The organism is Halocatena marina (genome assembly GCF_023276375.1).
In the GTDB taxonomy this organism is placed as follows: Archaea; Halobacteriota; Halobacteria; order Halobacteriales; family Haloarculaceae; genus Halocatena; species Halocatena marina.
Genome location: NZ_JALLPK010000001.1, coordinates 1,947,911 through 1,972,711 on the forward strand (window position 1 = coordinate 1,947,911; position 24,801 = coordinate 1,972,711).

Consider the following 24,801-nt stretch of genomic DNA (forward strand, 5'->3'; position numbering starts at 1 on the left):
TTATAATTCGTGAAATTCTATCGAAAATACTGATATCGATATCGACATTGGTCGTGATAGTCGACGATACGGACCATCAACAGGAATGAGATCGTGTCAGGTTGTGACACGCCAATCATGCAATCATAATGCATACATACGAGCAGTGCTTTCCGGTGATATCGGATATGGGAGGTATGATAAAACAAGCACGGGTTGGCATCGTCGGTCTCGGATCGATGGGGCAGCGGCATGCTGACCTGATCAGAAACACTGGGCACGGAGTCGTAATTGCGGGTGCCGACATAGCCCAGACCGCCCGCGAAGAGTTCGAGCAACGGTATGGTATCACAGCGTATTCCTCTCATGACGAACTGTACGAGAAGGAATCTCTCGATGCCGTCATCGTTACGACCCCGAACAAGTCCCACGAGACAGCGGTGGTTGCTGCCTTCGAGCAAAATATCAATGTCTTGGTCGAAAAACCACTCGCACACACGCTTGACAGCGCACGACAGATCGCGAAGGCAGCAGAGGCATCCGATGCATTCGGAACCGTGGGATTTCATAGTCGGTTCATGCCAAGTGCCACAGCCCTGCGAGCGTACGTCGAACGTGGTGACTTAGGTAATATAACTCACACTGAGACGAATTACGTCCGTCGGCGTGGGGTTCCTGGTCGTGGTACGTGGTTTACATCGAAAGAGATGGCCGGCGGCGGTGCGCTCATTGATATCGGCGTTCACGTAATCGACCTAACACTGTATCTTCTCGGCTATCCAGACATAACGCACGTCTCAGGGACAACTCGTCAGGAGTTTGGTAATCGTGAAGAGTACAACTACCTCCACATGTGGGGTGAGGATACGAGCGACGGTTCAGACTTTGATGTCGAAGATTCAGTCACGGCTACGTTGCAGACCGCACAGAATCAGACCATCTCGCTCGATATTGCGTGGGCAAATAACGGAAGGTACAAACGAGATATTTCTCTCCGAGGGACTGATGCGGGTGCCACATTCGATACGAAAAATGGAGATCTGACACTCCACGAATCCAGACACGTTGGTGTCGATCATCACGTTGACCTCGAAATCACTACAGACAGCCCAGACAGTAAACAAGAGCAGACCGATCGATTCTTGTCAGCTGTTCAAACGGGCGAGCCCTTAGAAATCAATACAATCGACGAGGCGCTCACCGTCCAGCGCGTCGTTGAAGCTATCTATCAGTCGAGTGAACACAACGGCCACCCAATTTGCCTCAAAGAAGGCACGGAGATAAACGCCATCGAAGAACCCATCATGCTTGGATGATGTACCCGACAGCAAGAACCAACTGAACCACGCTCGTCGTTTTTGGCTGCTCATTTCGAGGCCACGAACGACTGGTTCGAATCAATCCAATATAGGATCACTCCAGCCCGAGGAATTATGCACTCTTTCGTGGTAGTATGTGTATGACACGCTGTATCGAATACTGCCGAACCAATGTCGACGCTGCCACGCGAGAGTTGTTTGTGACACTCGACGCGACCGTCGTCGAAAAGCCGTGTCTCCGGCGCTGTGGCACCTGTTACTCGAAGCCGTTCGTGCTCCTCGATGGTGAGAGTCTCTGTGCCGAGAGTCACGCTGATCTCGAAGCGAAGGTCCAAATGCGAATGCGAACGGGAACAGGAACGGGAACCAAGCGTGAACGCCCAGAGGGGTCAGACGGATGAACGTTCTGTTCGTTTCGATCGATAGTCTGCGTCGTGATTTTCTTGATACGTATCAGGATGATCCGTGGTGTATTGAGTATGAGGTGGACACGACGAACCTCGATCGTTTCGCAGAGCGGGCTACCGTGTTCAACACACACTACGCAGGAAGTCTCCCTTGCATGCCCGCTCGTCGGGAGTGGTTGACCGGTACGCAAGAGTTCCTCTGGCGTCCGTGGGGACCCATCGAACCATTCGATACGACGTTGCCAGAGGCGCTGCGCCATGCAGACGTGATGACGAAGCTCATCACCGATCACTTCCACTACTTCCAACACGGGAGTGGAGGGTACTTCGAGGATTTCAACGGCTTCGAGTTTATCCGCGGACACGAGAACGATACGTGGAAAACAGCACCGAGATCCCTAGACACATCGAAGCTGGGATTTACGACTCCGGACGATCCTGAAGGCTTCGGCTACAACAATCCTATCCAGTATCCGCGAAACACCGCGGAGTTCGATACAGAATCAGATTTTTTCGCTCCACAGGTGTTCTCGACGGTGGCCGACTGGCTCCGATCGAATCAGGAGTGGGACGAATGGTTCTGTTACGTCGATAGCTTCGATGTACACGAACCGTTCCACATCCCTGAGCCGTACGCATCGATGTATACAGACGAGGACCCAGATGACCCAGATCTCACGTACTGGCCGGCGTATGGTCGAACTGATCGTGGACAGGGCGAACTCTCGGACCGCGAGCTCGATTTCGTCCGCTCGCAGTTCGCAGGGAAGGTAACGATGGTTGATCGCTGGTTCGGGCGTGTCCTAGAAACGATCGATGACGAACAGCTCTGGGACGATACGATGATCATCGTCACATCGGATCACGGCTTTTTCCTCGGTGAACACGGTTGGGTTGGCAAACCGTACAAGGCCCCTCTGTACAACGTACTCGCCCACACACCGCTCATGATATGGCATCCAGAGTATCAGATGGAGGAGCACACTGCGCTGACCGCAGCTGTCGATATCTACTCGACCGTTCTCGATGCATTCGACGTTGCGGACGTTGATCGGCGACACAGCAAGAGTCTCTTGTCACTACTCAGTGGCAGTGATGACAAGATTCGTGAGTGGGTGCTTTACGGCTACTGGGGATCGAGCGTCAACCTCACAGACGGACGGTACACGTATCTTCACCCGTGTGATCCCGAGGTCGATAGCGACTGCTACTCGACGCAGATGGTGAATCCGCACTCGTGGTTTACGCCCCCAGATTCACAACCCGCTGCGGAGTCCGGGCAGTATCTCCCGTACGCTGATTGCCCGGTATGGCGATATTCCGCACCGTCATACGTTCGCAACGATCAGCCAATGCTCTTTGATGTGAAGACTGATCCCGAACAGCTGAACGATCGCTCGGAAGACGATCAATCGATCAAAGAGCGGATGCAACGGCTACTACAAGAGGCGTTGTCTGAAAAAGATGCCCCCGAAAACCAGTACGATCGGTTGGATCTCGATCCAGTTTGAGACTACGTGAACCCGTTGACGCGTTGATGGCGCTCTCGGTACCGACACGAGGATCCCTCATCACGATAGCATATCCTTGTCATTACGGATGTAACTTTGTAACACCAAAGTCGTACAATTCCAGAATGAAGCGATACTTGCCTGATCAGTTTCATTCAGTCAGGGAGAACTATCCACGCTTGGTGTGTCCATTCTTGTTAGATGGGCGACCGAAGTGGTTTCATTGTCGCAGTGATACCCACCAATGACACGAAAGAAAACGTACGGCTGGCGACGATTGCTTCGCTACGGCTCGAGATAGACACAACGAATGTGCAATAAGAGATACGATGCCCTCTCCGCCTCAGAGCCTATCTTCGAGATCGGCGGTGACAGCAGCCGTCGTCGCTGATCCACCGAGATCAGGTGTTCGAGGCGCAGATTCGTCCGCCAACTGGCTTTCGACGGCTGTCGAGAGAGCTGCTGCTGCTTCGTTCTCTCCGAGATGCTCGAACAGCATCGCTCCCGTCAGCACAGCGGCAAGCGGATTTGCGATTCCTTGTCCGGCGATATCAGGGGCACTCCCGTGCACCGGTTCGAACATCGACGGATAGGCACCGCTGGGATTAATGTTACCTGACGGCGCGAGACCGAGACTGCCAGTAACGGTGGCGGCGATGTCAGTCAGAACGTCGCCGAAAAGATTCGAAGCGACCACGACATCAAACGTCTCCGGACGGCGGATGAAGTCCATACTCGCACGATCGACGAGGAGTTCCTCAACAGTCACATCTGGAAACTCCTCGCTCACCTCTTGGACGATATCATCCCAAAAGACCATGCTGTGGGCCTGAGCATTCGATTTGGTCACGCTGGTGAGTCTTCCGTCTCGGTGTGTTGCAGCCTCGAATGCCTGCTGGACAACGCGCTGGGTCCCTTCACGAGTGAACACCGCACTCTGAACGGCGATTTCGTGATCGAATCCACGGTGCTCCCGTCCGCCGATGTTGGCGTACTCACCCTCGGTGTTCTCCCGATAGACTACGAAGTCGATATCGCCGGCCGCGTATCCACGAAGTGGACTCTCGATACCGTCGTACAGGATGGACGGGCGCTTGCAGATGTACTGATCGAATCCTTTTCGTATCGGTAATAGGAGTCCGTTGAGCGTGACGTGGTCCGGGATGTTCGGATGACCGACGGCTCCGAGAAAGATAGCGTCCGAATGTTCGAGGCGTGCAAGTCCATCCTCTGGCATCATTGCTCCGTCCTGAAGGTACCGTTCACTCCCCCACTCGTACCAGGTTGTCTCGAAATCGAAACCGTGGTGTTCGCTTCCCCGTTCAAGCAGTGGAAGCACAGCATCCGTTATTTCAGTACCAATACCGTCGCCCGGAATAACCGCAATATTGTAGGCCATACCGTACTACACAGGGGCGCTGCTTATATTCGGTTTGATTCGAGCTAATAACCACATATTCCGATGTCATCGACTGTTGCCATTGAGACTGTTTCGAGATGCAATCTAAAATAATACTATCTACATCAGGGATACTCCCCCAACGTAGTCCACCACACACATCGAGAGATAACCTCGGTGCATCCCACACATCTATGCTCGGGGGAGCTGCTTTGAAAGCGACTTTTCGATGCTCCGTGACGTTTGTGGTCGTCTCATAGTATGGAACAATCATCGACTATTCAATATCTGGGCAGTGGACGCCTCGTGCCACCGATAGCGGATTTCAGTAGCTCCCGCGATTTTACTCACTAGCAACTAGATTGTATTAATTGTATTCTTAACACACCATCATTATCTCAAATATACTGAAAGACAAGGATACTGAATGTAGCGAACAGCACGCTGTACATACGATCGCCGGGGATTCACTGTTCGACGACCGTAATACACTGAAATCACCGAGCACGAAAAACCGCAGTCCGCTACGTATCATCGCGGCGGGCTCCAGATTGATGTTTCGAACGTTCGGATGACACCCATCCGGGAAAACAACACAGAATTTCTCACAGAGAATCATCTACGATAAGCGGGCGTGTAGCGTGTGCAAACTCACAGATATCCTTTCAAAATTTTAATCTTTCATATCGTGGGGTCTTGTGACCCATAACCATACATTCACGCAGAGAAATAGGATATGTTTAAGTTATCTCACTACTTATTGTTGGATATGATCGATGGTTTGCTTCTTGTCGGAGCTGCGGTCGCCGCCTTCGTTGGTTTCAATATTGGTGGTTCTTCAACCGGTGTCGCGTTCGGTCCCGCAGTCGGAAGTCGGACAATTTCTAAACTCGGTGCAGCTGCGTTGTTTACCGGGTTTGCGTTTCTCGGTGGTTGGACCGTCGGTCGAAACGTCATTCAGACAATGGGAGGGGAGATCGTCCCTGCGAGCTACTTTACGCCGGGAGCGAGTATCGGTGTGCTCTTTTTCGTGGGGTTAGCGCTACTGATTTCGAATCTCTTCGGTGTTCCAGCCTCGACATCGATGACTGCCGTCGGTTCAATAGCCGGTCTGGGAATTGCTTCTGAAAGCCTCAACTGGCCAGTAATGGGACGAATTGTCTCGTGGTGGTTACTCGCACCAATTATCGCCTTTTGGCTCTGTGGCGTCATTGGCCGGTATCTCTATCCGCATCTCGAAGCCTGGTTTGCTGTTGATGCTTCAGTCGGTGCGGTGTTCACGATCGATCAATCCGGTCTGCTACCGCGACCACGTGCGGCTCCCGGGACAAGCCGCCGCGAAGCCGTAGGCGGCGTACTTGTCATCGTTATTGGTTGTTATATGGCGTTCAGCGCGGGCGCGAGCAACGCCGCAAACGCCGTTGCGCCACTCGTCGGCAGCGGCCAGCTCTCGATCAGTATCGGCATCATTCTCGCTGCGGCGGCGATCGGCATCGGTTCGTTCACGATCGCCCGGCGCACACTCGATACTGTTGGAAACGATCTGACAGACCTTCCGCTACTCGCAGCGCTTATTGTTGAAGTCGTGAGTGCGAGTCTCATCACATTCCTCTCATCGATTGGTATCCCGGCGAGTCTCGCGGTGAGTGCCACTATGTGTATCGTTGGCCTTGGTTGGGGACGCGCGAGTCGAACAGTGCGACTGTCGGACATGGCTACGGCGGCTATCGACGGAGAGACCAGCCCGAACACGTCGATGAATGCACTCGCTAGTAACGGTGGTCAATCTGATGGTTCACAGTCGGTCGCCAATATCGGTGAGGAGGAGCCCGGTGAACTCATGGCCAGCGATCTCTTCAATCCGAAAGCCACTGCACGAGTGATCACACTCTGGATCCTTACCCCGACGATCTCTGCAATCGCCTCGTATCTCCTCTTTCGGTTCGTTGTTTAGTCCGGCTTGTTTTGACACCTCTAACCCGACCGCCGCGATGGTCACACCAGACGCTAGATCAAGTCATTGGATATTTCAGATAACACATAGGTTATACTAGTCACATCAAAAAGTATATTCCGTATAAATTATAGAATGGGTGGGATACTGGCACTTATTTATCATATTCTACAGCCTTGGCGAACACACAATGACTACTGTTTAGTTGTACTGTCTGGCAGTTTCAGTTCTTCGTTCGGTTGGAAAATCTCGAAGTGACGGTGTTATCTACACATTGTACACTCGCCAGAGATGCACACCACCGATACAAACAGCTTCGAGGAGTCGTGAGTTATCCCGCACAGATAGATTCACTGAATTTTCTCGTCAACCGTAGCCAGCATCTCGGCGTATTCTTCGAATCGTTCCCCCCGACCGATTGACTCTGAGTCACTGGTATCGAGGATTTCGATGAGTGAAAGACGAGTCAGATCTCGTTGACGTAGTCCCTGTACAGCTCGTCGGAAATCCGACCGAGACAGTGATTGAATTGGCTCGTCCTGTTCGACGGCCGCACATACACGGGCAAGTTCAGTAGTGCTGACAGAATCCGTGGAGGGGAGTTGGGACATATATCGAATGATAGTACGACGACGAAGGGTACTGAGTGGGTCGAGGGTTTCCTCCTCGTCGGATAGTTCACGCAGTTCGTCGACGTGCGATGTTGGATCACGACGTGAGGTCATTGTTTAATTGATAGCAGAGATAGTTTCGAATCCACTACGGGAATCGTTGCATTCGTTTCGTACTTTTCAACGCGCTTTCTGGGCTCAGGATTGAAACAACTACGCGACACACCAGCGCGCGCTCGACTGAGTTCTCGTAATCGAGGCACATACACCGACGCTACCGTATCCTTTCCCACACGGCCAGCAGTTCTGTCGATCAATTCCATACGATCTTTCATAGAATTCGACCATGTGCGCACCAATAAAAAACTTGTGAATGTAATATACATTTCAACAACATCAAAGCTATGTACATGATTACCACCAATTGAATCTTATACACGACCGTATTACTCATCGAGACAAGATTAATCCAATCAAAATGTAGGAGTAACAAGGATATCACTATCATTGAAATAGCATCACGCTAGCGCTCCATGGACCACCGATTGGTTTCACATCGCTCGATCGGACTGCTCGTCAGCTGATGAGAATTACTCCGAACACATGATGCGGATATCTTCAGAGTTGTGAATTACCACGGTACAGCCGGCATATTCGAATGTTACAGTCATGGAGCCGGTACGGTGTACTCCAGTTGGTTTGGGTGCATACAGCGCATCAAGTGCGTCCGGATCGACAGCGTCGTCTAGCGATGGGAGCTCGAGTGTGTCGATCTGCTTCTTCTCCGCGACGCGTTCCAGCACAGTCATACTGAGTGGAAGATCCGGTTCGTCAGGTGTCATGACATGGGTGGGGTACGGTTCAGATTTCACAGCTGAGTGATGACGACAATCTTGGTGTCGAAGCATCCAGCACTAGATAATAAAGACCTGCACGTACAAAACCCCGTTGATGGCGAGAACCCCCGTCTCATCCACAGTGAATCGACATTGACTCATAGCGGCGAGGAAAGTGTCACCCCGGGATGTTGTTTTGATGGTAGGGCAGTACTACCCATTTCTGCAAGATTTCCGTTTCGTTTCACCATCATAAACAACATCATATTTTACATATCTTAGATTTGATCATGGGCAGATAATTAAATTATAATTGAGGTATCCCCTACCTGCCAATATATCAATGAGAGGTCGGTAGACAGACTCACTCACCGAGCGCTGAGTACTGTCTGTATACGAAGCGTAGCATCAACACGTGCTAAGGCCTATACAGATAAAACTCTCTATTCGTCAGCTGAATCAAGACTGAATACCGATCGATAGTCACGTCGTCATCGGTTTGAATTGATATGATCTGTATACGCTGAGCGGATAGACTGTATCCACTGAATAACTATCGTCTACACATTTGAGAGTATTGGTATCTCATGTCATCAATCGATCCCACGCTCAAGCAGATACAGACCGTGGATCTCCGTCAACCATCCTTGGATAACGCTTCTTTCGTCGTGTCGATTACAGATGCTATTCGTGCGACCGGGTTAGGTGCTGGCGCGACGTTCTACTTCGATCCAACGTCGGTCGAAATACTTGGTGTCCTCCTCGCATTCGGAGAGCCAGGCCTTGGGAGACAGAGTCGAGCACGATTCACACGAGCTGTTCGTCGACTCTCAACTGATCCAGAAACGCTCGAACTCGAAATACCGGAAGAAGGTCTGCAAGCACTGGACACCGTTTCTCACGTGTTCGAAAACGAGATGTCTCCGCCTAAACTGACAGTCTGGGCAGGATCACAACTGCTCGGATTCGGAGCCAGTGGGTAACCCAACATTACTCTGAATCGACTCGAACTGATGAATGTTTGCCAAAGCCGCCATTGTGCGCGCTGTTGAACAGCAGTGACAATTTGGAAGTACTGTTTACAATAGCGGCAAGATCAGACGCGTCAATCAGGAATTGCAACAAACCGGCCACCAGTGAGTGTCTCCCCCGACTGATATATTTCGAAGTATCCGATTGGTGTTAGCGGTTCCTTCTGTGTTGATACAGCCTTTCGATGGAGCGTGGTGATAAAAGAGTAGCACTGGCTAAAGAATTACAACGGTACAGCCGTCATGGGTATACGTACAGACTGCACGATGCTCTGAACTCAGTCGCGGTGACTGACAAGAAACACCGAATCTCCACGAAAGGATTGTATTTGAATACACGACAATCTCGCCGATAGCCCAAAATTCGATATACAGAGAAAGCAAAAGTAATATCCCATTATCGAACTATTTATATCGAATGATTATGGCATACGGATGTGGCTAACTGTGTCGTCTCACCCAGTAGAACGGCAATCCCGTATAGAAATGAGGAGATTGTCACATCGCTCGCACACATTTGATTTTTGATGGCCCAATTAACGTTCGAGTACCGGAATGAGGGCATGATTTCGGGCTTTCACTCAGCGACTAGCAGGTATTCGCTCAGTGACCACGCTGTCTCAGCGTTTTTTAACCGTCTCTCTCAGAAAGCCACACGAGATGGTGCCAATTAAGTAGATACTTCTGAAGACAATATCAGTACTACCAGAAGACTGTAGACAGCGAGAATCATAGCAGTTCATCCGTTCGAGAAAATGATGGAGAACTACTGATAACGAAGGGCCTCTATCGGGTCAGTACGAGCAGCGCGCCAAGCGGGATAAACACCAGCAACGATACCGACAGCAATGCCGCTAAGAACAGCAAACACCGCCCACTGTAAACGAAAGACTAGTGGCAAGCTGAGCAGATCAGTTGCAATCACACCACCAAAAATCCCGACAACAGTTCCGATCGCCGCACCAATGACACCAAGTGTGATTGCCTCAACGAGGAAGAGCTGAAGAATGTCCCGGTTCTGGGCCCCCACGGCTTTCATAATCCCGATTGACCGAGTCCGTTCTGTAACACTCATCAACATGATGTTGATAATACCAATCGAGCCGACGAGCCACGAAAGGAGCGCGACACCGATGATGTACGTTGTGATTGTCCCAACAATGTTGTTGATTTCAGTGACCAACTGTTCGTTCGACATGAGCAGGAATTTAGAACTATCCGGCTTGTTGATGTGGGCATCTGATTTGGTTCGGAGATAGCTGTTCACACGCTGGCGGACCGTCGGGAGTTCCCGATAGTTAGTCGCCTTGACAGTGAGACGTGAATAACGATTGTTCGTATTGGCCCCGGATTGTTCGGGACTCACACGAGCGACGACAGTGGTGTTGACTCGTCCATCAACCGACTCCGTACCGACGTGTCCAGAGACCGTCGCCGGGACCGATGCGCCGGGAGAAAGCGAGACCATTACTGGCCGAGGACCAAACGGTGCAGATCGACCGGTTGATAGGGGAACCAGTGGTGCCACATTGGGCGGAGCTTCTCCGGAGTAAACGATCGTTTGTGAGGAGGATCGTTCATTCGAGACCGTTGTTTGTTCGTGCCCATAGACCTCCTCGACTCCGGGCATGCGTCGAAGATGCTTGACATCGTGTTCGGTGAACACGGGAGATCTCCCCTGCGCGGCGGCCAACATTCCCCCATCTTTAGGAACGACTGCCACCGTGAGTTCTGGTTTCTGATCGCCTGCAACTTCCTGAACAATTGCAGCCTGTAGACTGGCACCGAGGGTTACGAACAAGATCACGGCTGCCACACCGATTACGATTCCGAGCGTCGTGAGCACCGATCGAAGGCGATACCCCTGAACCGCACGCCACGCGAGACGGAGGCTTTCGATGAGGTCCATTAGTTAGTCTCCTCTCCGATAGAAGAGCGCCGTGACCGATCGTCCGGAATCCCAATCGTCTGTGGGGGAACCTCGCTTGGCTGTTCTGTTCCAGTAACCATCCCGTCCCGAAGATGAATAACCCGCTCAGCACACTCGGCGACGCGCTGTTTGTGGGTGACTACGAGAATCGTGTTCCCTTCCTCATTGAGCTCTTTGAAGAGCCGTAGGATTCGATTTCCTGTCTCGGTGTCCAAATTCCCAGTCGGTTCATCTGCGAGTAGCAGTGTTGGACTGTTGATGAGCGCGCGGGCAATGGCTACTCGACGTCGCTGGCCACCGGATAACTCTGCAGGATAGTGTTCAGTTCGATCACCGAGACCGACGCGAGCAAGGAGTTCGTCTGCACGCTTGGTACGAGTCTCTCGGTCGACTCCTTGAAATACCAACGGCAATGCGACGTTCTCGAGGGCAGTGAGTCGGGGCAGCAGCTGGAAAATCTGGAAAATGAATCCAATCGTGGTGGCACGCACACGCGTCCGTTCGGGCGACGATAAGGTTGTCACGTCGCGCCCATCGATAGTTATTGTCCCCTCGGTTGGCGTGTCGAGACAACCGATAATGTGCATCAGCGTACTTTTTCCGGCACCGCTTGGTCCCATTATTGCGGTGAATGATCCGTGCGGTAATGTAAACGACAACCCGGCCAATGCCTGCACCGGTGCTCTTTCGCTATGAAATGTTTTTCCAACGCTATCTAAGGTTACCGCTGCGTCGGACGCAGTTGTCGTCTGTTGCTCGGGAGCCATCGATCCTCCTAACGGCTACAGGGTACTCAACGGAGGCCCGGCTAATGCCTGCAACAAATTTAGCTGTGTAAGCCATAACATAGCATACCCCCCGATAATATCACCATAGTAATAATAGAAATATTTTATATCTGAGACGTACGTACCGCACTTTATCTGAAGAATATGAGGTAATCAAATGGTGAGGCCGGATGACTTCCGAGATGGAGCCCTCAAAAAATCGTTCTGTTAGGCCCGTAGCTACGGTTCCAGCAGGACCTTCGTGACGCCTTCCTCACGGTTATCAAACTGTTCGTACATTTCGGGGGCCTCGTCGAGACCAACTCGGTGGGAGACGAGGAAGGTCGGGTCAGCGCGGCCTTCGATAATCATATCGCGTAGCCGGCGGTTGTACTGCTTGACGTTGCACTGTCCCGTTCCGAACCGCTGTCCCTTCTCGAAGAGCTTCCCAAAGTCGATACCCAATCGTCCCTCAGCGGACATGTCGTCTGGTGCACCGGGGTCTTCTGGGACGTAGAGACCAATAACGCCTATTTTACCGGTCGCACGCACCGTTTTGATGAGGTTATTGAGCACGATTGCCGGATTCTCCCTGGCTGGATCGTACTCATCTTCGGCGTCAATCTCCGGATCGACTGCTTGGTAACCAACCGCGTCAACGCCTTTGTCCGTCCCGCCGCCAGTCATTTCGACGATCCGCTCGACTGGGTCTTCCTCCTCGAAATTGATCGTCGTCGCATCGCAGTATTCCTCTGCAAGTTCGAGTCGATCGGGTGCCCGGTCGACGACGTAGATCGATGCTGCGCCTTGTAATTTCGCGCTGTAGGCAGACATCAATCCGACGGGACCGGCTCCGTAGATCACGATTGACTCACCAGGTCGGAGATCTGCAAGCCGCGTACCGTGCCACCCGGTTGGGAAAATGTCCGCGAGCAACGCGAATGCGTCCTCGTGCTCGTTGCCCTTCGGTAATTTTAGCGCGTTGAAATCGGCGTACGGTACGCGTAGTTTCTCTGCCTGACCACCTTGATACGGTCCCATTTGAACGTATCCGTAAGCACCCCCATCGAACCCCGGATTCACGTTCGAACAGAAGCCGGTATAGCCGTTCTCACAGTTCTCACAGAATCCGCAGGCAACGTTGAACGGCAGAACGATCCGGTCACCTTCCGTGAGTGTTCCAACACCGTCACCAACCTCCTCTACGATCCCCATGTTCTCGTGTCCGAACACGATACCAGGATCCGCACCGGTTCGCCCCTCGTACATGTGTAGATCCGACCCACAGATGGCTGCGGTCGTGATATCGATGACAACGTCGCTTGGGTGTTCGATCTCGGGCTCGTCAACCTCTTCGACGGCAACGTCGTGTGCTCCTTGGTATACAACAGCTTTCATGGACATTGTTGACTCCCCTCACTACTATTGAGGCAGCGAACAACATCAGTGCTAGTTAATGATTATTGATGATATTGGTGGAAATTCTATAGGAACTCATGGCTGTAAGATCGAAGAAAAATAGACGGAGCATCCGGAATCTTCGGATTGTGCCGAGCTACGGTGGGGATGGGTCGATCGAGATCGGCTCGAATCGGACGCGCTGTTTACCGTTCATAAAGCGCTCTTCGTGGAGTATTTGTGTCCCTTCGTCTGCAGCCTCTCGAAACGGCCATCGTTGGCCACCGTGTTCGATGCCAGAGTACGACATGCCGGCGTACAGAGGGTTGACTTGGCACATCTCCTCGAAGACGTCTTCCGGTCCGTCGTATGCGAAGGACGAGTCGGTGAGTCGAGCACCAAGTTCACAGAGGATTTCAAGATCCAGCTTGGTTTCCTCAGGAGGTATCGTCAGTTGCCGTACGCGCTGGACGTGACGGTCGAGATTTGTTACGGTCCCTGATTTCTCCGACCACGCACTCGCAGGGAGGATAACATCCGCGTGTGCAGCCGTTTCCGTCAGAAACGGATCTTGGACAACGAGGAAAACTCGATCGAGGTTCTGTGCGATGCGTTGGGTATCCATCTTCGTCATCGCGGGGTTCTCCCCGAAGACAAACGCACCCTCTATCGAGTCACCGAACGAGCGAACGAGATCGAGCTCCGAGCGTCCCGGCGTTGCCGGCGGCTCGATCTCCCATTGTTTGGTTGCGCGTGCTCGTGCTGTCGGATTGGTTACGTCCTGATAGCCGGGGAGTGTGTGCGGACGTGCGCCCATGTCATTCGCACCTTGTTCGTTGTTCATTCCCCGAAAGAGGTTCATTCCCGTGCCCGGGTCCCCGAAATTTCCGGTGAGCAAGAGGAGATCGATTAGGGCATCTGTCGTTTCCGTTCCTCCATACTCACACTCCCCGATGCCGGTCGCAGTAATGATTGTAGCCCGTTCTGCCCGCCCAAACACGTGAGCGATTTTACGGACTTCACTCAGATTAACGCCAGCCGTCGCTGCGCACGCCTCTTGATCGATGTCGTCTACCGCTGCAACGAATTGATCGAACCCTTCGGTTCGTTCGCTGATGAACTGTTCATCACAGAGTTCGGCATTGAGAATATACAGATTGAGCAACGCTATGACGAACACATCGGTATCTGGACGAGGTGAGAGGGAGAGATCCGCGGCTTGCGTTGTTCGGTTCTCGCTTGGATCGACCTGTATTAGGGTCGCGCCGTTCTCGATAGCAGGACGGATGTACGAATCGAACGCGATTGGTTGTCGACCGGCAGGATTCGCTCCGATTACGAGGAATGCATCTGCTTCTCGTAGATCTTCGAGACTGTTCGACATCGCACTCGATCCGAGCCGTTCGTTCATGGCTGCCTCGACCGAATTGTGACAGAGCCGTGCTCTGTTGTCGATATTGTTCGTTCCGAGCGCGCGTGCGAGCTTCTGGAAGAGATAGTTCTCCTCGTTCGTTGCGTGGGGAGAACCAAGAAATGCCAGCGCGTCGGGATCACGGTTCTGAATCCGTGTCAACTCGGATTCGATTCGGTCGTACGCTGTTTCCCACGAGACGGGAATGTATTCTCCGTCGCGTTTAATCAACGGACGATCAATCCGATCATCGGTTTCGAGCGGATCGAACGCACTGATTCCTTCTGGGCAAAGTTGGCCATTACAATTAACGACGGCATCGTTGGGCGCGGTCGCTTGATCGGTTTCAGTATCGTATCGAAGACTACAGCCAACCGCACATGACGGGCAGATACTCGTTTTTCGTTCGTCCTTCATTTGCATAGCGATCCGAGGCGTTCTCTCAGCTCGTGTGGACAACGAATACTGTATCCTTTGCCAGTGGTATCGATATCCGAGCCGATCGGTGAGTCGATGTCGTCCGTCGCTTTGATTATTTGCTCTGTGGTGGTTTTCCGGATCAGATCAGTGCTCATAGCGTGATTACTTAATGGGTTGTTCCGCTCCTCTACAACCGTCGTATCTATGCTGTATGATAGCTCGCCATTCAGTTAAGTCCATGGAACCCAAGAACTGCTTTGGCCACCCAGCCATCTCGTTAGCCAGTCAGCAATCTACAGGACCGGTATCAGCCAGTTATAAAACAGAACCATCCCGCTCGGAATGAGGAAGAAAAAGGCTACTGCGTGTGGTCAATTACAACGGCCTGATACCGGTACTGACGAGGATCATCCGAGCAAACAGTTCGATAGACGAGATCTGTCTCCCGGAGTCGACGAAGCGCATACCGGGTTGTACGCGGCGCAAGTAGTGTTCGCTCGCTCAGAATCTGTGTCGTAAGCGGGGATTCACTCTCGTTGAGCACGCGATAGACCAACTTCGCGCTTGGAGATTGTGCACGGAGACGTTCAAAACGGTGGTGGGCTGTACCCTTCAAAGTGCTACCAGTCGACGTGTCTGGTTGTGACATATCCGACGAAGACACCTATCACGAGTAGAGACATACTCGTTCCCATTTGACAGCCGAAGCTGTCAGACCGAGGGAGGCAAGGAGAAATCTACCAGTGTAGTAATCGAACCAAAATTAATAGTGATCGTAGAAGGATAGTCACAGCCCACGGTATACGTGAGAGTAGTATACAGTAACCACTCTGAAGAAAATTTTACGACAAAAAGCACGAGACAAGTCACTACCCACCCCCTCATAACGGATAGATGGGCATGTAAAGCCCATCAGTGTCCTTCTATGGTCCGGTAGTTGTCGTCGTTCGATCCATTTTACAGCGCCCGATGCGCCACATATAACCAATTGCTACACCAGTAAAAATATTTTTGAAGCTATATTTTATTAATAGTATATAATTATGCCCTCGATATTTATTCGACAGGTACAGTTAGCCTTTTGCATTCGTAATTGCATCTACGAGTTCATTCGCTGAAGGGGCTTCGAGTTTCTGCTCATTCACGAACACAGTCGGTGTGCCCTCGACACCACGGTTTGCACCGCGTTCGCGCTCACGCTTGAGTAGCCGGCAGTAGGGAAGTTGTTCGCCAGCGCGGCGAACAGCCTGTGGATCACCCTTTACCTTCCGAGTGATCTGTTCCAGTACGTCGAATGAATACTCGTTTTGGTTTTGGTAGGCCAGTTTGGCGAACGTCCAGAACGCACGGTCCGATTGTGCTCGTTGGATCTCACGAGCAGCGCTCGCAACCGGGTATGACCACTTGGAGACTGGCAGTAAGAAATCGTGGTAAACGAAGTGCGCTGTCTCTTGTGGTATGCGTTTGCGGACAGCTGGATATACATCGAGGAAAAAATCCCGACAGTGAGGACAGGCAAAATCCGTGTAGATTCCGACCGAAACCGGTGCATTTGCAGGTCCCGAGCGGGGTGCTGAAAGATCGGTGATCTGCTGACCAGAGCACTCTGGTGACGATGGACCAAGAAACGGGACATTACAGCCAGCGAGCGCACCGATCGCCCCGGTTGCTACTGTCAGTAAAGCTCGTCGGGACATCGATTGGCTCGTGCGTGCCTGTGTTGATTCAGATTGACCGACTGCTCGCTCCGACTGGTTTGTTGGCACAGTACGACGCGTCGTCTCCGTATTGCAGCTGATCTTCGAGCGGCTACCAGCAGTAAATTGATTTTTTCTCGTCATGTGTCGGCACGTGAGGCGGAAACTTCGCAGTGCATTCTGGCATTCTGCTCTCGAACTGAGAGAGCTGAGAGAGCTGAGAGAACTGAACGAACAGAAACAGGAACAGAAGAACCAGTGGGAGGACAAGATCTACTACGCCTTCTGACTCTGTCGTAAAGCGGGCGTCCAATCGACATTGATATCAGACGAGTATGTTCCAGATAGTATAGGCCTTCTCACTCTGTCAACGGGTGCACGTATGACAGTAGGACTAAAGCCGCATCATCCCGCATACGATTGATATATTCCCAAGTCACTCTTTGGCCTTGAGATTGTGGACGACATCGAGCCAATCGATGAGCTCTGCGGTTGGTTCGATCGCATCAACGATCGCGTCCGCTGGTTTATACGCCATCGGAGCCTCGTCGAGAACCGATTCGACGACCGATTCCGAATAGATGCCATCCATTGCTTCGGTGAACGCCTCTAGCGATCCAGCCTCTTCTGCCTCTCGTCGGCTCATTGCTCGACCCGCGCCGTGAGGAGCGGTTTGATGATAGGTCTCGTTCCCACGACCACGGGCAAGAACCGATCCGTCTGCCATGTTGAATGGGATGATGAGTCGTTGGTCTGCACGAGCAGGAGTGGCTCCCTTCCGAACGGTCAAATCGTGAAAGTCAATGTAGTTGTGGATGCTCGATATCCGATCGACCGGTTCGATGTCGAGCATAGCACAGATTGCGTCACTCATCAACGTTCGATTCCAGCGAGCGTACTGCTGTGCGAACAACATGTCGACGTAGTATCCGTCGGCTTCGCGTCCTTCGAGCCAGTCGAGTTCTGTATTCCGAGTATCAGAATTTGGGCGAAGTGACGTCAGTTGTTGAAACACCGCGTCGCTGTCCTCGCACTCCGAACGGATACGCTCTGTTCTGAGGTGTGACTCGCCCATTCCACCGGTCACCCACGCGTGGAGATCGCTATTGTCGACCGTTTCTGGATCAAATTTCACGTAGTCGTAGTAGCGCTCTGGAATGGACGCACGGATTGATTCGGCGTTTCGCTGTTCGGTCGCCCGCGATTGCCAGAATTCGGCGACGGCCTTCCCGAGATACCGAGAGCCACTGTGAATGACAAGCCAGTACGTTCCAGAATCGCGTGCACGTGCGAACTCGACGAAGTGATTGCCACCTCCGAGCGTTCCGGCGCTTTTGATGACGTGGCCCATCCCTTGACGCTGGCTGCGCAGCACGCGTCGGCAGAGTGATTTGAAATACGCGCCGTCGTACCCCGTGAAGTCGAACTCGACGGGATCGATTTCCCGCCCGAACTGCTCGCAGTAGGCAGCGTCAAATTGATCGAACACGCTGTTCGCTCGATCGAATGGGAAGCTGTTGATCAAATGAGGAGCGTCGTCGTACGCGTGGACAGACCGTCCCATCGGAACTGCTTCCCGAACGCGACGTTCGCGCTCGGCATCCGCAAGCGGGAGATCGGAACCAAGATTTGTCGCGGTCATACCACAGCCCACGTCAACGCCTACGATGTTCGGAACGATTCGATCCGACAACGGCATAGTAAAACCGATCGGTGCACCGGCTCCGGGATGGCTGTCCGGCTGCATGACGATCGGTTCGGTGAACGCTGGATGATCGGTCAATTCACGAACTTGATCGACAACAGCCTGTTCAAGTAAATTGTCATTGTCGATCATAAATCGGGCGTTGGTGTGTTCCCCAGAGATGTTTACAACCATATCGTTAGTACCCAATTGCTATCAGTTGATGATTTCGGTTCTGTGACAACATCACTCACGAAGGGATGATCCCGGGTTGGAGATCAATTCATCAGTCGCAAAACCGTTGTTCGATGTTATCTTGATTTAGGGTCTCTCGTCGTATTAGAGTAGTGGAGAAGGGATCCAATCGAAGGTATAGGGTGACAGGAAAATCGTTCCGGCGTGATACCAGAGGACAGCACCACAGACGAGGCCGACAGTTCGTGCGTCGTAACCGTTTTTATCCCAGTCGATACCGAGTCGGGGAAAGACGACGAGCGGTAGAAGACTCAATACGAGAATACAACCTAGAAGGAGCGCGACACTCGCTGATAGAATGAGTTGTTCGACAGTCGCTGGATTCGCGTATTCGATTGCGATTAGTTCCACCGTGAGCGCAAAGAGAGCAATTTCTCCGCCACCAACGATTGTCATAACAATAGGATAGTTTCCCATCCAGTGATCAGTTGGTCCAACAGTCGCAAAAAGAGACCGTAGTCGACCATTCAATAGGAACGGTACTAGTACAAGCGACGCTAACAACCCGAGACCGAGACTGATCACACCGATCTGGAGCGCACCACCAATGAACTCCAATGAAACGAATGCAAGCACGTCGGGAACAACCATACAAATCCCGATCAAGCGAACACAATAAAGCTTGATAGGATATCCAGCTCAGCGATGATTAACCACTGGATCGAGAACACTACAACCCAGTTCGATCCAGTTCGAAGCAAACCGATCTGAACACCCCGAATCAGATATCCAACTCTATGCGATAGTTCGCACTCACGATCGTTTTCGGAAATAACACCCTCATCAAAGAAAACGAGATTACAGCCGCCTACGAGTGAAATTGCCGACAGGGGCTACTTGCTACCGTCGGTTACTGAAGAGATGAGGTAGCAGTCGGCGTTGCTGTCGCGGTTGGTGTTGGTGTTGGCGTTGGCGTCGCGGTTGGCGTTGGTGTTGGCGTCGCGGTTGGCGTTGGCGTCGCGGTTGGCGTTGGTGTTGGTGTTGGCGTTGGCGTTGCTGTCGGTGTTGCAGTCGGCGTCGCGGTTGGCGTTGCTGTCGGTGTTGCAGTCGGCGTCGCGGTTGGCGTTGCTGTCGGTGTTGCAGTCGGCGTCGCGGTTGGCGTTGCTGTCGGTGTTGCAGTCGGCGTCGCGGTTGGCGTTGCTGTCGGTGTTGCAGTCGGCGTCGCGGTTGGCGTTGCTGTCGGTGTTGCAGTCGGCGTCGCGGTTGGCGTTGCTGTCGGTGTTGCAGTCGGCGTCGCGGTTGGCGTTGCTGTCGGTGTTGCAGTCGGCGTCGCGGTTGGCGTCGCGGTCGGTGTTGCAGTCGGCGTCGCGGTTGGCGTCGCGGTCGGTGTTGACGTTGCATTTGGCGTCAATGTTGCGGTCGGCGTCGACGTTGGTGTTGCAGTTGGCGTTGACGTTGTGGTTGATGTTGTTGTCGGCGTTGGTGTTACGGTCGACGTTGCAGTTGGCGTCGACGTTGCAGTTGGCGTCGACGTTGCGGTTGGCGTTGATGCAGCCGTTGTCTGCGCTGTTGTTGGAGTGGGTACCGTCGTCGATAGCGAAGTGTCAGTTGGCGTAGCAGCACTTGGATTTGGACCTGAGCTTGGAGAGCTGAGTGCTGCTGTCGTATTTGTCATCCGGGTCGAATTGGAGGAAGAGATCAGCATACCGAACGGATTGAACCCGCTGGTGATCACGATACCAATTACTATGAAGCCGATTCCGATTCCAAAAAGTGCTAACTGCGCGGTATGCACTCCCGTTTCAATGCCGCTCTCCCTCTCCCCACTCATACCAATGATCTATTTCTGCGCAGTAAATACACAACGATCGGCCTTTGCATCTTGGATAATCGTGTCCAGATACATTCCAGTTTAAAATTTGTGGCTCTTTCTCTGACCGACACGACTATCAAATCATTCTACAGTCTACGTCTGTTTCTCGCGAGTTCACACCTCACGCTCTGTCTCAATATCAGTGGGTTCGGTTCCTGCGGCGAGTGTCTCGTCTGGCTCAGTGAGATCATCGATGAGATACCCGAAAACGACACCCAGGAGGACCCCGTGGATGCCGGTGCTCCAAAACGAGTAGCTCTCGAAAAAGATGTTCACACCCAACGCGACGATGAGTGCCAAAAGGAGACGATCGACAGTGTGCTCCCGGAGAGCGCGTGCGATTGGCCCTCCGATGAGGACGAGATACAGAGCGAATGCTGCGATACCAGCCCGAGAAAACACGAGGAGAAATGAGTTGTGAGCACCGACGGCTCGACCGTCCAGTGTATACTGAGAGAAGAATTCGGCAGTTTGGAATCCAGCACCCCATAGCAGATGCGAATCGCGGATTGCGCCAAATGCCCCGCGCCACGCGATGTATCGCATGTGAGCTGTGAGTCCTGGTACGGTTTCGACTGCTGTGGGAATCTCTCTAATGAGTGATAACGGAAGCGCGAGAGCGATAGAGACCAACAGGATAGAGAAGACGAATCCACAGCCCACGATTCCAGAGACGAATCGACGATCCATAACGAGATCAAGAACGTAGACAACAGTACCGACAGCGAGAATCAGAACAACACCGGGACTGGTAATGATAACGGCGAAGATCAGATTACCGATGAGTGGGAGAATCCAAGAGAACGACCGACGCGTCACAACTTCATCAAGCGAACTGATCGCACCGACGACAGCAACAATACCGACGACGTTCGAGACGAACCGATCGATGACACCAAACCCATCGTCAGCGAGCAATGGAATGGTCGTATCATAACCAGTGATAACGGCTCCGAGAAATAGCACACCCAGAACCGCTCCAAAGAGAGCTATCTGCTGGAAGACGGTCCGACGATCAACGAGTCGCGGAACGAGAAAGAGATTAACAAAAGCAACGCCGGTCGTGTATATCGGAAACAGCGCAAGAGAGGGACGGGCGTATTTTCCGAGCGCTACTTGCAACAAGAACAGTACGACGATGCCACCAAAAGCGATACCCGCTGACTGGGGGATCGATATATCGAAACCGTACCGGGACCAGTATGCGAGAGACAACAGTCCGTATACGAGAACAATGAAAACGGTGTCCCATGGATCGGAGACAATGGCTGTATACTGGGCAAATACCGTACCGAGTACCACCCAAACTGCAACTCCCGAAAACAGACGGCCTGCACCACGTGATCCCGCGTATGACCCCAAATTATTGATGGACATCTATCGTATTTTATACCTAATTATGTTCCAGATCATATCGTCTTCGATACGTATTGTGTCGTACCATCGACAGTGATGAGACTAGTATTTATAATCCATTCGAGAATCAGAACGAGACACGCCGTCAGAAGCTCATTTGATGGGTCTTCCATCTATCTTCACCAACAAATATCGTCAATCACACTACAAATATTTGATTCTCCACAGCGGGAGAATCGACAAAGAGTTCACCTGTTCAGGGAAGGTCCACAGCAACGTCCTCTTGGATACTAGCAGCTTTCACCGTGTTGTACAGCAGCATCGTGATGGTCATTGGTCCAACACCACCCGGAACTGGTGTGATGACTCCAGCCTTCTCTTTGGCGCTCTCGAATTCGACATCGCCAACGAGCTCATAACCTTTCTCAGTATCTGCATCGACCCGGTTGACGCCGACATCAATGACGGTCGTGCCTTCCGTTATCATCGAACCATCGATGAGTTCAGGAGAGCCCGCAGCAGCGATGAGGATGTCGGCCTGTCGCGTCTTCTCACTGAGATTTTTCGTCCGTGAGTGACAGACCGTCGTGGTCGCGTTTCCACCTGGCTCCTTCTGGATGAGGAGATTGACCATGGGCTTCCCGACGATGTCAGACCGACCAACGATAACAGCATCAGCCCCTTCAGTCTCTACGCCAGCGTCCGCGAGGAGCATCTGAATACCGTGTGGGGTACAAGGTTTGAATCGCGCATCACCTGCAACCAGTCGACCAACGTTTTCGGGATGAAAGCCATCGACATCCTTGACTGGATCGACACTCCGCAGAACTTCGCGTTTGTCCACGTGATCTGGGACAGGCATCTGTACGAGGATCCCGTGCACTTCCGATGCGTTGTTCAACGTCTCCACAGTGTCGAACAGTTCGTCCGCAGGCGCATCGGCATCCAACTCGTGGTGAATACTCTCGATACCGAGGTTATCACACGCCCGTTGTTTCATCGAGACGTACGTCTCGCTCGCCGGATCATCGCTCATCAGTACGGTGGCAAGCCCCGGCTTCACGCCTGCGCTGTCGAGATCAGCAATACTGTCCCGGAGATCGTCCCGTATCCTCTTGCCGACAGCGTTTCCGTCTAAGACGTGCGTCACGGACCCACATCACCCGTTCTATCGAAAACCGTGTAGTACGTGTGTACCATCATATTCGATCTTTCGTGACCCATCCAGCGTTGGCTTGCACTGCTCACGCAACAGCGACCAGAGACACGCCCGCTAGACGGCATATGTAAACCAGCGTGAGGTAGCGTTATCAATTCATGGGATCGCCAATCCATTAGAAAAATTGACGACTTCGATTTTCGAAACCACAACACGACAAAATAATGTTGATTATCCCGTATAATGACAGTTTATTGATAGTACACACTATCGGAGATTCTAAGTGATGTGGCGGATCGTGCAATTGTTCAGAAGACACAACGTTTCACCCATAATAGCATTTTAGTGAATGGGTCAAATTACCGGTGCAGTGTATACACGACATCAGAGAGTCGATTTCTATCGCTTTAGGACAGCAATGAAACCAGATATATCATATATTTGTTTTTATTTTAATCGTCGGGACAAGACCTAAGTCCGTGGTCCTGTTGGAGTCACGCGATGTTCACATTCGAGACCGAACAGGATATCCACGACGACCGTCGCTCGCTCACATACTCAACACGAGAAACACAGCATTTCCGAGGAACGGTCGAGTGCATCGGTCCATTTGGCGGAGGAGAGTGGGTGATTCACCACGTGGGGGACTGAATCATGACACTCGGAAGCCGATCAAGTACGACAGTTACCGGTGTAACGGACCTGCTCTCTGATCCGCGGTTCGAATTGATGCCGTTCGAGAGCTTCGAGGAGCAGATAGAGCACCTTCCAGAGGGAGCACAAATCGCCATCACAGCCTCTCCCACGAAAGGACTCGAAGCGACGATCGTCTGGGCAGAGAAAGCTGCCAAGCAAGGATACGAGGTCATTCCGCATATCGCAGCACGCTACGTACGCGACAAAGCACATCTCGAAGAGATCGCACAGCGACTCACCGCAGTCGGAATTACCGACATCTTCGTGCCCGGCGGTGATCGCGAAGAACCCGTCGGCGAGTTCGATTCAGCGTACGCGCTCCTCTCGGCACTCGATGAATCGGAGTATTCGTTCGAGGAGGTGGGCATCACTGGTTATCCAGAAGGTCACGCCTTCCTCGACAAACAGACATTGGCGGAAACGATGGAGATGAAAGAACCATACGCCACGTACATCGTCACGCAGCTCTGTTACGATCCAGAAGCCGTTCTCAGGTGGATCGAAACCATTCGGGAGCGTGGAGTCGAACTTCCAGTGGAAGTCGGCATCCCGGGCGTTATGAAGTATCAACGGTTGTTGAACATCTCCCAGAAGGTTGGTGTGGGAGATTCGGTACGCTTTCTCCGGAAAACGACCGGCGTCGTTGGCTTCGTCCGCCAACTCGTCGGATCACGCGGTAAATACGCACCAGACACACTCGTCGATGGACTCGCACCGCAGGCCGCCGACTACGGGATTCGAGGGATACACATCTACACGTTCAATCAGGTGCCAGATATCGAGTCGTGGCGCGACGAACGGCTGCTGGAGTAGCGCTCGTAGCGAAGTCGACCGACAACAATCAGCGTCTTATTCTGCTTACGTCTCAGAGAGCATTTGGACGCAGCTCCGGCAGTACGTGAACAATGGGTCGTTTTCGGTCTCACACCGTGGGCACCGTCCTGTATCAGCGGTTCCCATGGGATGTAAATTAACAGAAAAGATGTGGTTGACGTGGCGAGACATATGTACGGCTCAGAGATGCATCCGTTTGAATTTTTTTTGAGACGTGTTCTCACAGCACCAATTACTCGACTACTTTCGCAAATCGAAAACGGACAAATGTCATCTGTTCTGTCCCTCAACATTCGGCTCGAACAGTCCCTCGCTGTAATGTGAGTAGCGGCTC

Annotated in this window: 22 protein-coding genes; 7 read left to right on the forward strand and 15 right to left on the reverse strand. The window is 52.3% G+C overall.

Annotated elements, in window-relative coordinates:
* Positions 1-176: 176 nt before the first annotated feature.
* The 3 genes from MW898_RS08755 to MW898_RS08765 all read left to right on the forward strand — a co-directional run bounded on the left by MW898_RS08755 (position 177) and on the right by MW898_RS08765 (position 3,216).
* Entirely contained in the window at positions 177-1,295 is a 1,119-nt protein-coding gene (locus MW898_RS08755) for a Gfo/Idh/MocA family protein (protein ID WP_248906339.1), read from the forward strand.
* A 143-nt stretch (positions 1,296-1,438) separates the two neighbouring features.
* Positions 1,439-1,699 carry a DUF1450 domain-containing protein gene (locus tag MW898_RS08760; RefSeq protein WP_248906341.1) on the forward strand — a complete coding sequence of 87 codons (261 nt, stop codon included), beginning with the start codon at positions 1,439-1,441 and terminating at the stop codon, positions 1,697-1,699.
* Positions 1,696-3,216, forward strand: a complete 1,521-nt coding sequence (locus tag MW898_RS08765) for a sulfatase family protein (protein WP_248906344.1) — start codon at positions 1,696-1,698, stop codon at positions 3,214-3,216. The genes MW898_RS08760 and MW898_RS08765 overlap by 4 nt, the downstream gene beginning before the upstream one ends.
* A gap of 343 nt (positions 3,217-3,559) precedes the next feature.
* Here the strand turns inward: MW898_RS08765 and MW898_RS08770 are convergent, their stop codons facing one another.
* Positions 3,560-4,615, reverse strand: a complete 1,056-nt coding sequence (locus MW898_RS08770) for an isocitrate/isopropylmalate dehydrogenase family protein (RefSeq protein WP_248906346.1) — start codon at positions 4,613-4,615, stop codon at positions 3,560-3,562.
* A gap of 769 nt (positions 4,616-5,384) precedes the next feature.
* Between MW898_RS08770 and MW898_RS08775 the strand changes: the two genes are divergently transcribed.
* On the forward strand, positions 5,385-6,569 hold the full coding sequence (locus MW898_RS08775) for an inorganic phosphate transporter (RefSeq protein WP_248906348.1): 1,185 nt from the start codon (positions 5,385-5,387) through the stop codon (positions 6,567-6,569).
* A gap of 350 nt (positions 6,570-6,919) precedes the next feature.
* Here the strand turns inward: MW898_RS08775 and MW898_RS08780 are convergent, their stop codons facing one another.
* Both MW898_RS08780 and ddfA read right to left on the reverse strand, forming a co-directional pair.
* Positions 6,920-7,294 (reverse strand): DUF7344 domain-containing protein, encoded by a 375-nt coding sequence (locus MW898_RS08780; protein ID WP_248906350.1) that lies wholly within the window; start codon positions 7,292-7,294, stop codon positions 6,920-6,922.
* 476 nt (positions 7,295-7,770) lie between these two features.
* The gene (gene ddfA / locus MW898_RS08785; protein WP_248906352.1) at positions 7,771-8,022 is read right to left on the reverse strand and encodes a DdfA family disk-determining factor; all 252 of its coding nucleotides are present in this window, start codon (positions 8,020-8,022) and stop codon (positions 7,771-7,773) included.
* Between the two features lie 581 nt (positions 8,023-8,603).
* Between ddfA and MW898_RS08790 the strand changes: the two genes are divergently transcribed.
* On the forward strand, positions 8,604-8,999 hold the full coding sequence (locus MW898_RS08790) for a hypothetical protein (RefSeq protein ID WP_248906354.1): 396 nt from the start codon (positions 8,604-8,606) through the stop codon (positions 8,997-8,999).
* Between the two features lie 814 nt (positions 9,000-9,813).
* Here the strand turns inward: MW898_RS08790 and MW898_RS08795 are convergent.
* The 11 genes from MW898_RS08795 to MW898_RS08845 form a co-directional block, all read right to left on the reverse strand.
* A complete protein-coding gene (locus tag MW898_RS08795) occupies positions 9,814-10,956 on the reverse strand; it encodes an ABC transporter permease (protein ID WP_248906356.1) in 1,143 nt (380 codons plus the stop codon).
* The gene (locus MW898_RS08800; protein ID WP_248906358.1) at positions 10,956-11,744 is read right to left on the reverse strand and encodes an ABC transporter ATP-binding protein; all 789 of its coding nucleotides are present in this window, start codon (positions 11,742-11,744) and stop codon (positions 10,956-10,958) included. The genes MW898_RS08795 and MW898_RS08800 overlap by 1 nt, the downstream gene beginning before the upstream one ends.
* Before the next feature lie 240 nt (positions 11,745-11,984).
* Positions 11,985-13,142 carry a glutathione-independent formaldehyde dehydrogenase gene (locus MW898_RS08805; RefSeq protein ID WP_248909733.1) on the reverse strand — a complete coding sequence of 386 codons (1,158 nt, stop codon included), beginning with the start codon at positions 13,140-13,142 and terminating at the stop codon, positions 11,985-11,987.
* 157 nt (positions 13,143-13,299) lie between these two features.
* On the reverse strand, positions 13,300-14,970 hold the full coding sequence (locus MW898_RS08810) for a molybdopterin oxidoreductase family protein (protein ID WP_248906360.1): 1,671 nt from the start codon (positions 14,968-14,970) through the stop codon (positions 13,300-13,302).
* A 361-nt stretch (positions 14,971-15,331) separates the two neighbouring features.
* Entirely contained in the window at positions 15,332-15,622 is a 291-nt protein-coding gene (locus tag MW898_RS08815) for a MarR family transcriptional regulator (protein ID WP_248906362.1), read from the reverse strand.
* Positions 15,623-16,046: 424 nt separating this feature from the next.
* Positions 16,047-16,739 (reverse strand): thioredoxin domain-containing protein, encoded by a 693-nt coding sequence (locus MW898_RS08820; RefSeq protein ID WP_248906365.1) that lies wholly within the window; start codon positions 16,737-16,739, stop codon positions 16,047-16,049.
* A gap of 367 nt (positions 16,740-17,106) precedes the next feature.
* Positions 17,107-18,549 carry an RtcB family protein gene (locus tag MW898_RS08825; protein ID WP_248906368.1) on the reverse strand — a complete coding sequence of 481 codons (1,443 nt, stop codon included), beginning with the start codon at positions 18,547-18,549 and terminating at the stop codon, positions 17,107-17,109.
* 144 nt (positions 18,550-18,693) lie between these two features.
* On the reverse strand, positions 18,694-19,200 hold the full coding sequence (locus tag MW898_RS08830; protein WP_248906370.1) for a DUF8162 family protein: 507 nt from the start codon (positions 19,198-19,200) through the stop codon (positions 18,694-18,696).
* 259 nt (positions 19,201-19,459) lie between these two features.
* Positions 19,460-20,380, reverse strand: a complete 921-nt coding sequence (locus tag MW898_RS08835) for a hypothetical protein (RefSeq protein WP_248906372.1) — start codon at positions 20,378-20,380, stop codon at positions 19,460-19,462.
* 156 nt (positions 20,381-20,536) lie between these two features.
* Positions 20,537-21,724 (reverse strand): hypothetical protein, encoded by a 1,188-nt coding sequence (locus MW898_RS08840; RefSeq protein ID WP_248906374.1) that lies wholly within the window; start codon positions 21,722-21,724, stop codon positions 20,537-20,539.
* Between the two features lie 310 nt (positions 21,725-22,034).
* Complete coding sequence (locus MW898_RS08845; RefSeq protein WP_248906375.1) at positions 22,035-22,928, reverse strand: bifunctional methylenetetrahydrofolate dehydrogenase/methenyltetrahydrofolate cyclohydrolase; 894 nt, start codon at positions 22,926-22,928, stop codon at positions 22,035-22,037.
* Between the two features lie 510 nt (positions 22,929-23,438).
* On the opposite strand from MW898_RS08845, the gene MW898_RS08850 reads away from it, so the two are divergent.
* Both MW898_RS08850 and MW898_RS08855 read left to right on the forward strand, forming a co-directional pair.
* The gene (locus MW898_RS08850; protein ID WP_248906378.1) at positions 23,439-23,588 is read left to right on the forward strand and encodes a hypothetical protein; all 150 of its coding nucleotides are present in this window, start codon (positions 23,439-23,441) and stop codon (positions 23,586-23,588) included.
* Between the two features lie 3 nt (positions 23,589-23,591).
* The gene (locus tag MW898_RS08855) at positions 23,592-24,446 is read left to right on the forward strand and encodes a methylenetetrahydrofolate reductase (protein WP_248906380.1); all 855 of its coding nucleotides are present in this window, start codon (positions 23,592-23,594) and stop codon (positions 24,444-24,446) included.
* A gap of 45 nt (positions 24,447-24,491) precedes the next feature.
* Here MW898_RS08855 and MW898_RS26500 read toward each other — a convergent pair whose 3' ends face one another.
* Entirely contained in the window at positions 24,492-24,638 is a 147-nt protein-coding gene (locus tag MW898_RS26500) for a DUF7577 domain-containing protein (RefSeq protein WP_438268692.1), read from the reverse strand.
* Between the last annotated feature and the right edge of the window lie 163 nt (positions 24,639-24,801).

Excerpts from the sequence above, each read along its gene's own strand:
- MW898_RS08755 (WP_248906339.1), top strand. The coding sequence starts at position 177 with ATGATAAAACAAGCACGGGTTGGCATCGTCGGTCTCGGATCGATGGGG.
- MW898_RS08815 (WP_248906362.1), bottom strand. The coding sequence starts at position 15,622 with ATGTCACAACCAGACACGTCGACTGGTAGCACTTTGAAGGGTACAGCC.
- MW898_RS08795 (WP_248906356.1), bottom strand. The coding sequence starts at position 10,956 with ATGGACCTCATCGAAAGCCTCCGTCTCGCGTGGCGTGCGGTTCAGGGG.
- MW898_RS08825 (WP_248906368.1), bottom strand. The coding sequence starts at position 18,549 with ATGGTTGTAAACATCTCTGGGGAACACACCAACGCCCGATTTATGATC.
- MW898_RS08760 (WP_248906341.1), top strand. The coding sequence starts at position 1,439 with ATGACACGCTGTATCGAATACTGCCGAACCAATGTCGACGCTGCCACG.
- MW898_RS08775 (WP_248906348.1), top strand. The coding sequence starts at position 5,385 with ATGATCGATGGTTTGCTTCTTGTCGGAGCTGCGGTCGCCGCCTTCGTT.
- MW898_RS08770 (WP_248906346.1), bottom strand. The coding sequence starts at position 4,615 with ATGGCCTACAATATTGCGGTTATTCCGGGCGACGGTATTGGTACTGAA.
- MW898_RS08835 (WP_248906372.1), bottom strand. The coding sequence starts at position 20,380 with ATGAGTGGGGAGAGGGAGAGCGGCATTGAAACGGGAGTGCATACCGCG.
- MW898_RS08810 (WP_248906360.1), bottom strand. The coding sequence starts at position 14,970 with ATGAAGGACGAACGAAAAACGAGTATCTGCCCGTCATGTGCGGTTGGC.
- ddfA (WP_248906352.1), bottom strand. The coding sequence starts at position 8,022 with ATGACACCTGACGAACCGGATCTTCCACTCAGTATGACTGTGCTGGAA.
- MW898_RS08800 (WP_248906358.1), bottom strand. The coding sequence starts at position 11,744 with ATGGCTCCCGAGCAACAGACGACAACTGCGTCCGACGCAGCGGTAACC.
- MW898_RS08790 (WP_248906354.1), top strand. The coding sequence starts at position 8,604 with ATGTCATCAATCGATCCCACGCTCAAGCAGATACAGACCGTGGATCTC.
- MW898_RS08855 (WP_248906380.1), top strand. The coding sequence starts at position 23,592 with ATGACACTCGGAAGCCGATCAAGTACGACAGTTACCGGTGTAACGGAC.
- MW898_RS08765 (WP_248906344.1), top strand. The coding sequence starts at position 1,696 with ATGAACGTTCTGTTCGTTTCGATCGATAGTCTGCGTCGTGATTTTCTT.
- MW898_RS08830 (WP_248906370.1), bottom strand. The coding sequence starts at position 19,200 with ATGGTTGTTCCCGACGTGCTTGCATTCGTTTCATTGGAGTTCATTGGT.
- MW898_RS26500 (WP_438268692.1), bottom strand. The coding sequence starts at position 24,638 with ATGTCTCGCCACGTCAACCACATCTTTTCTGTTAATTTACATCCCATG.
- MW898_RS08805 (WP_248909733.1), bottom strand. The coding sequence starts at position 13,142 with ATGAAAGCTGTTGTATACCAAGGAGCACACGACGTTGCCGTCGAAGAG.
- MW898_RS08780 (WP_248906350.1), bottom strand. The coding sequence starts at position 7,294 with ATGACCTCACGTCGTGATCCAACATCGCACGTCGACGAACTGCGTGAA.
- MW898_RS08850 (WP_248906378.1), top strand. The coding sequence starts at position 23,439 with ATGTTCACATTCGAGACCGAACAGGATATCCACGACGACCGTCGCTCG.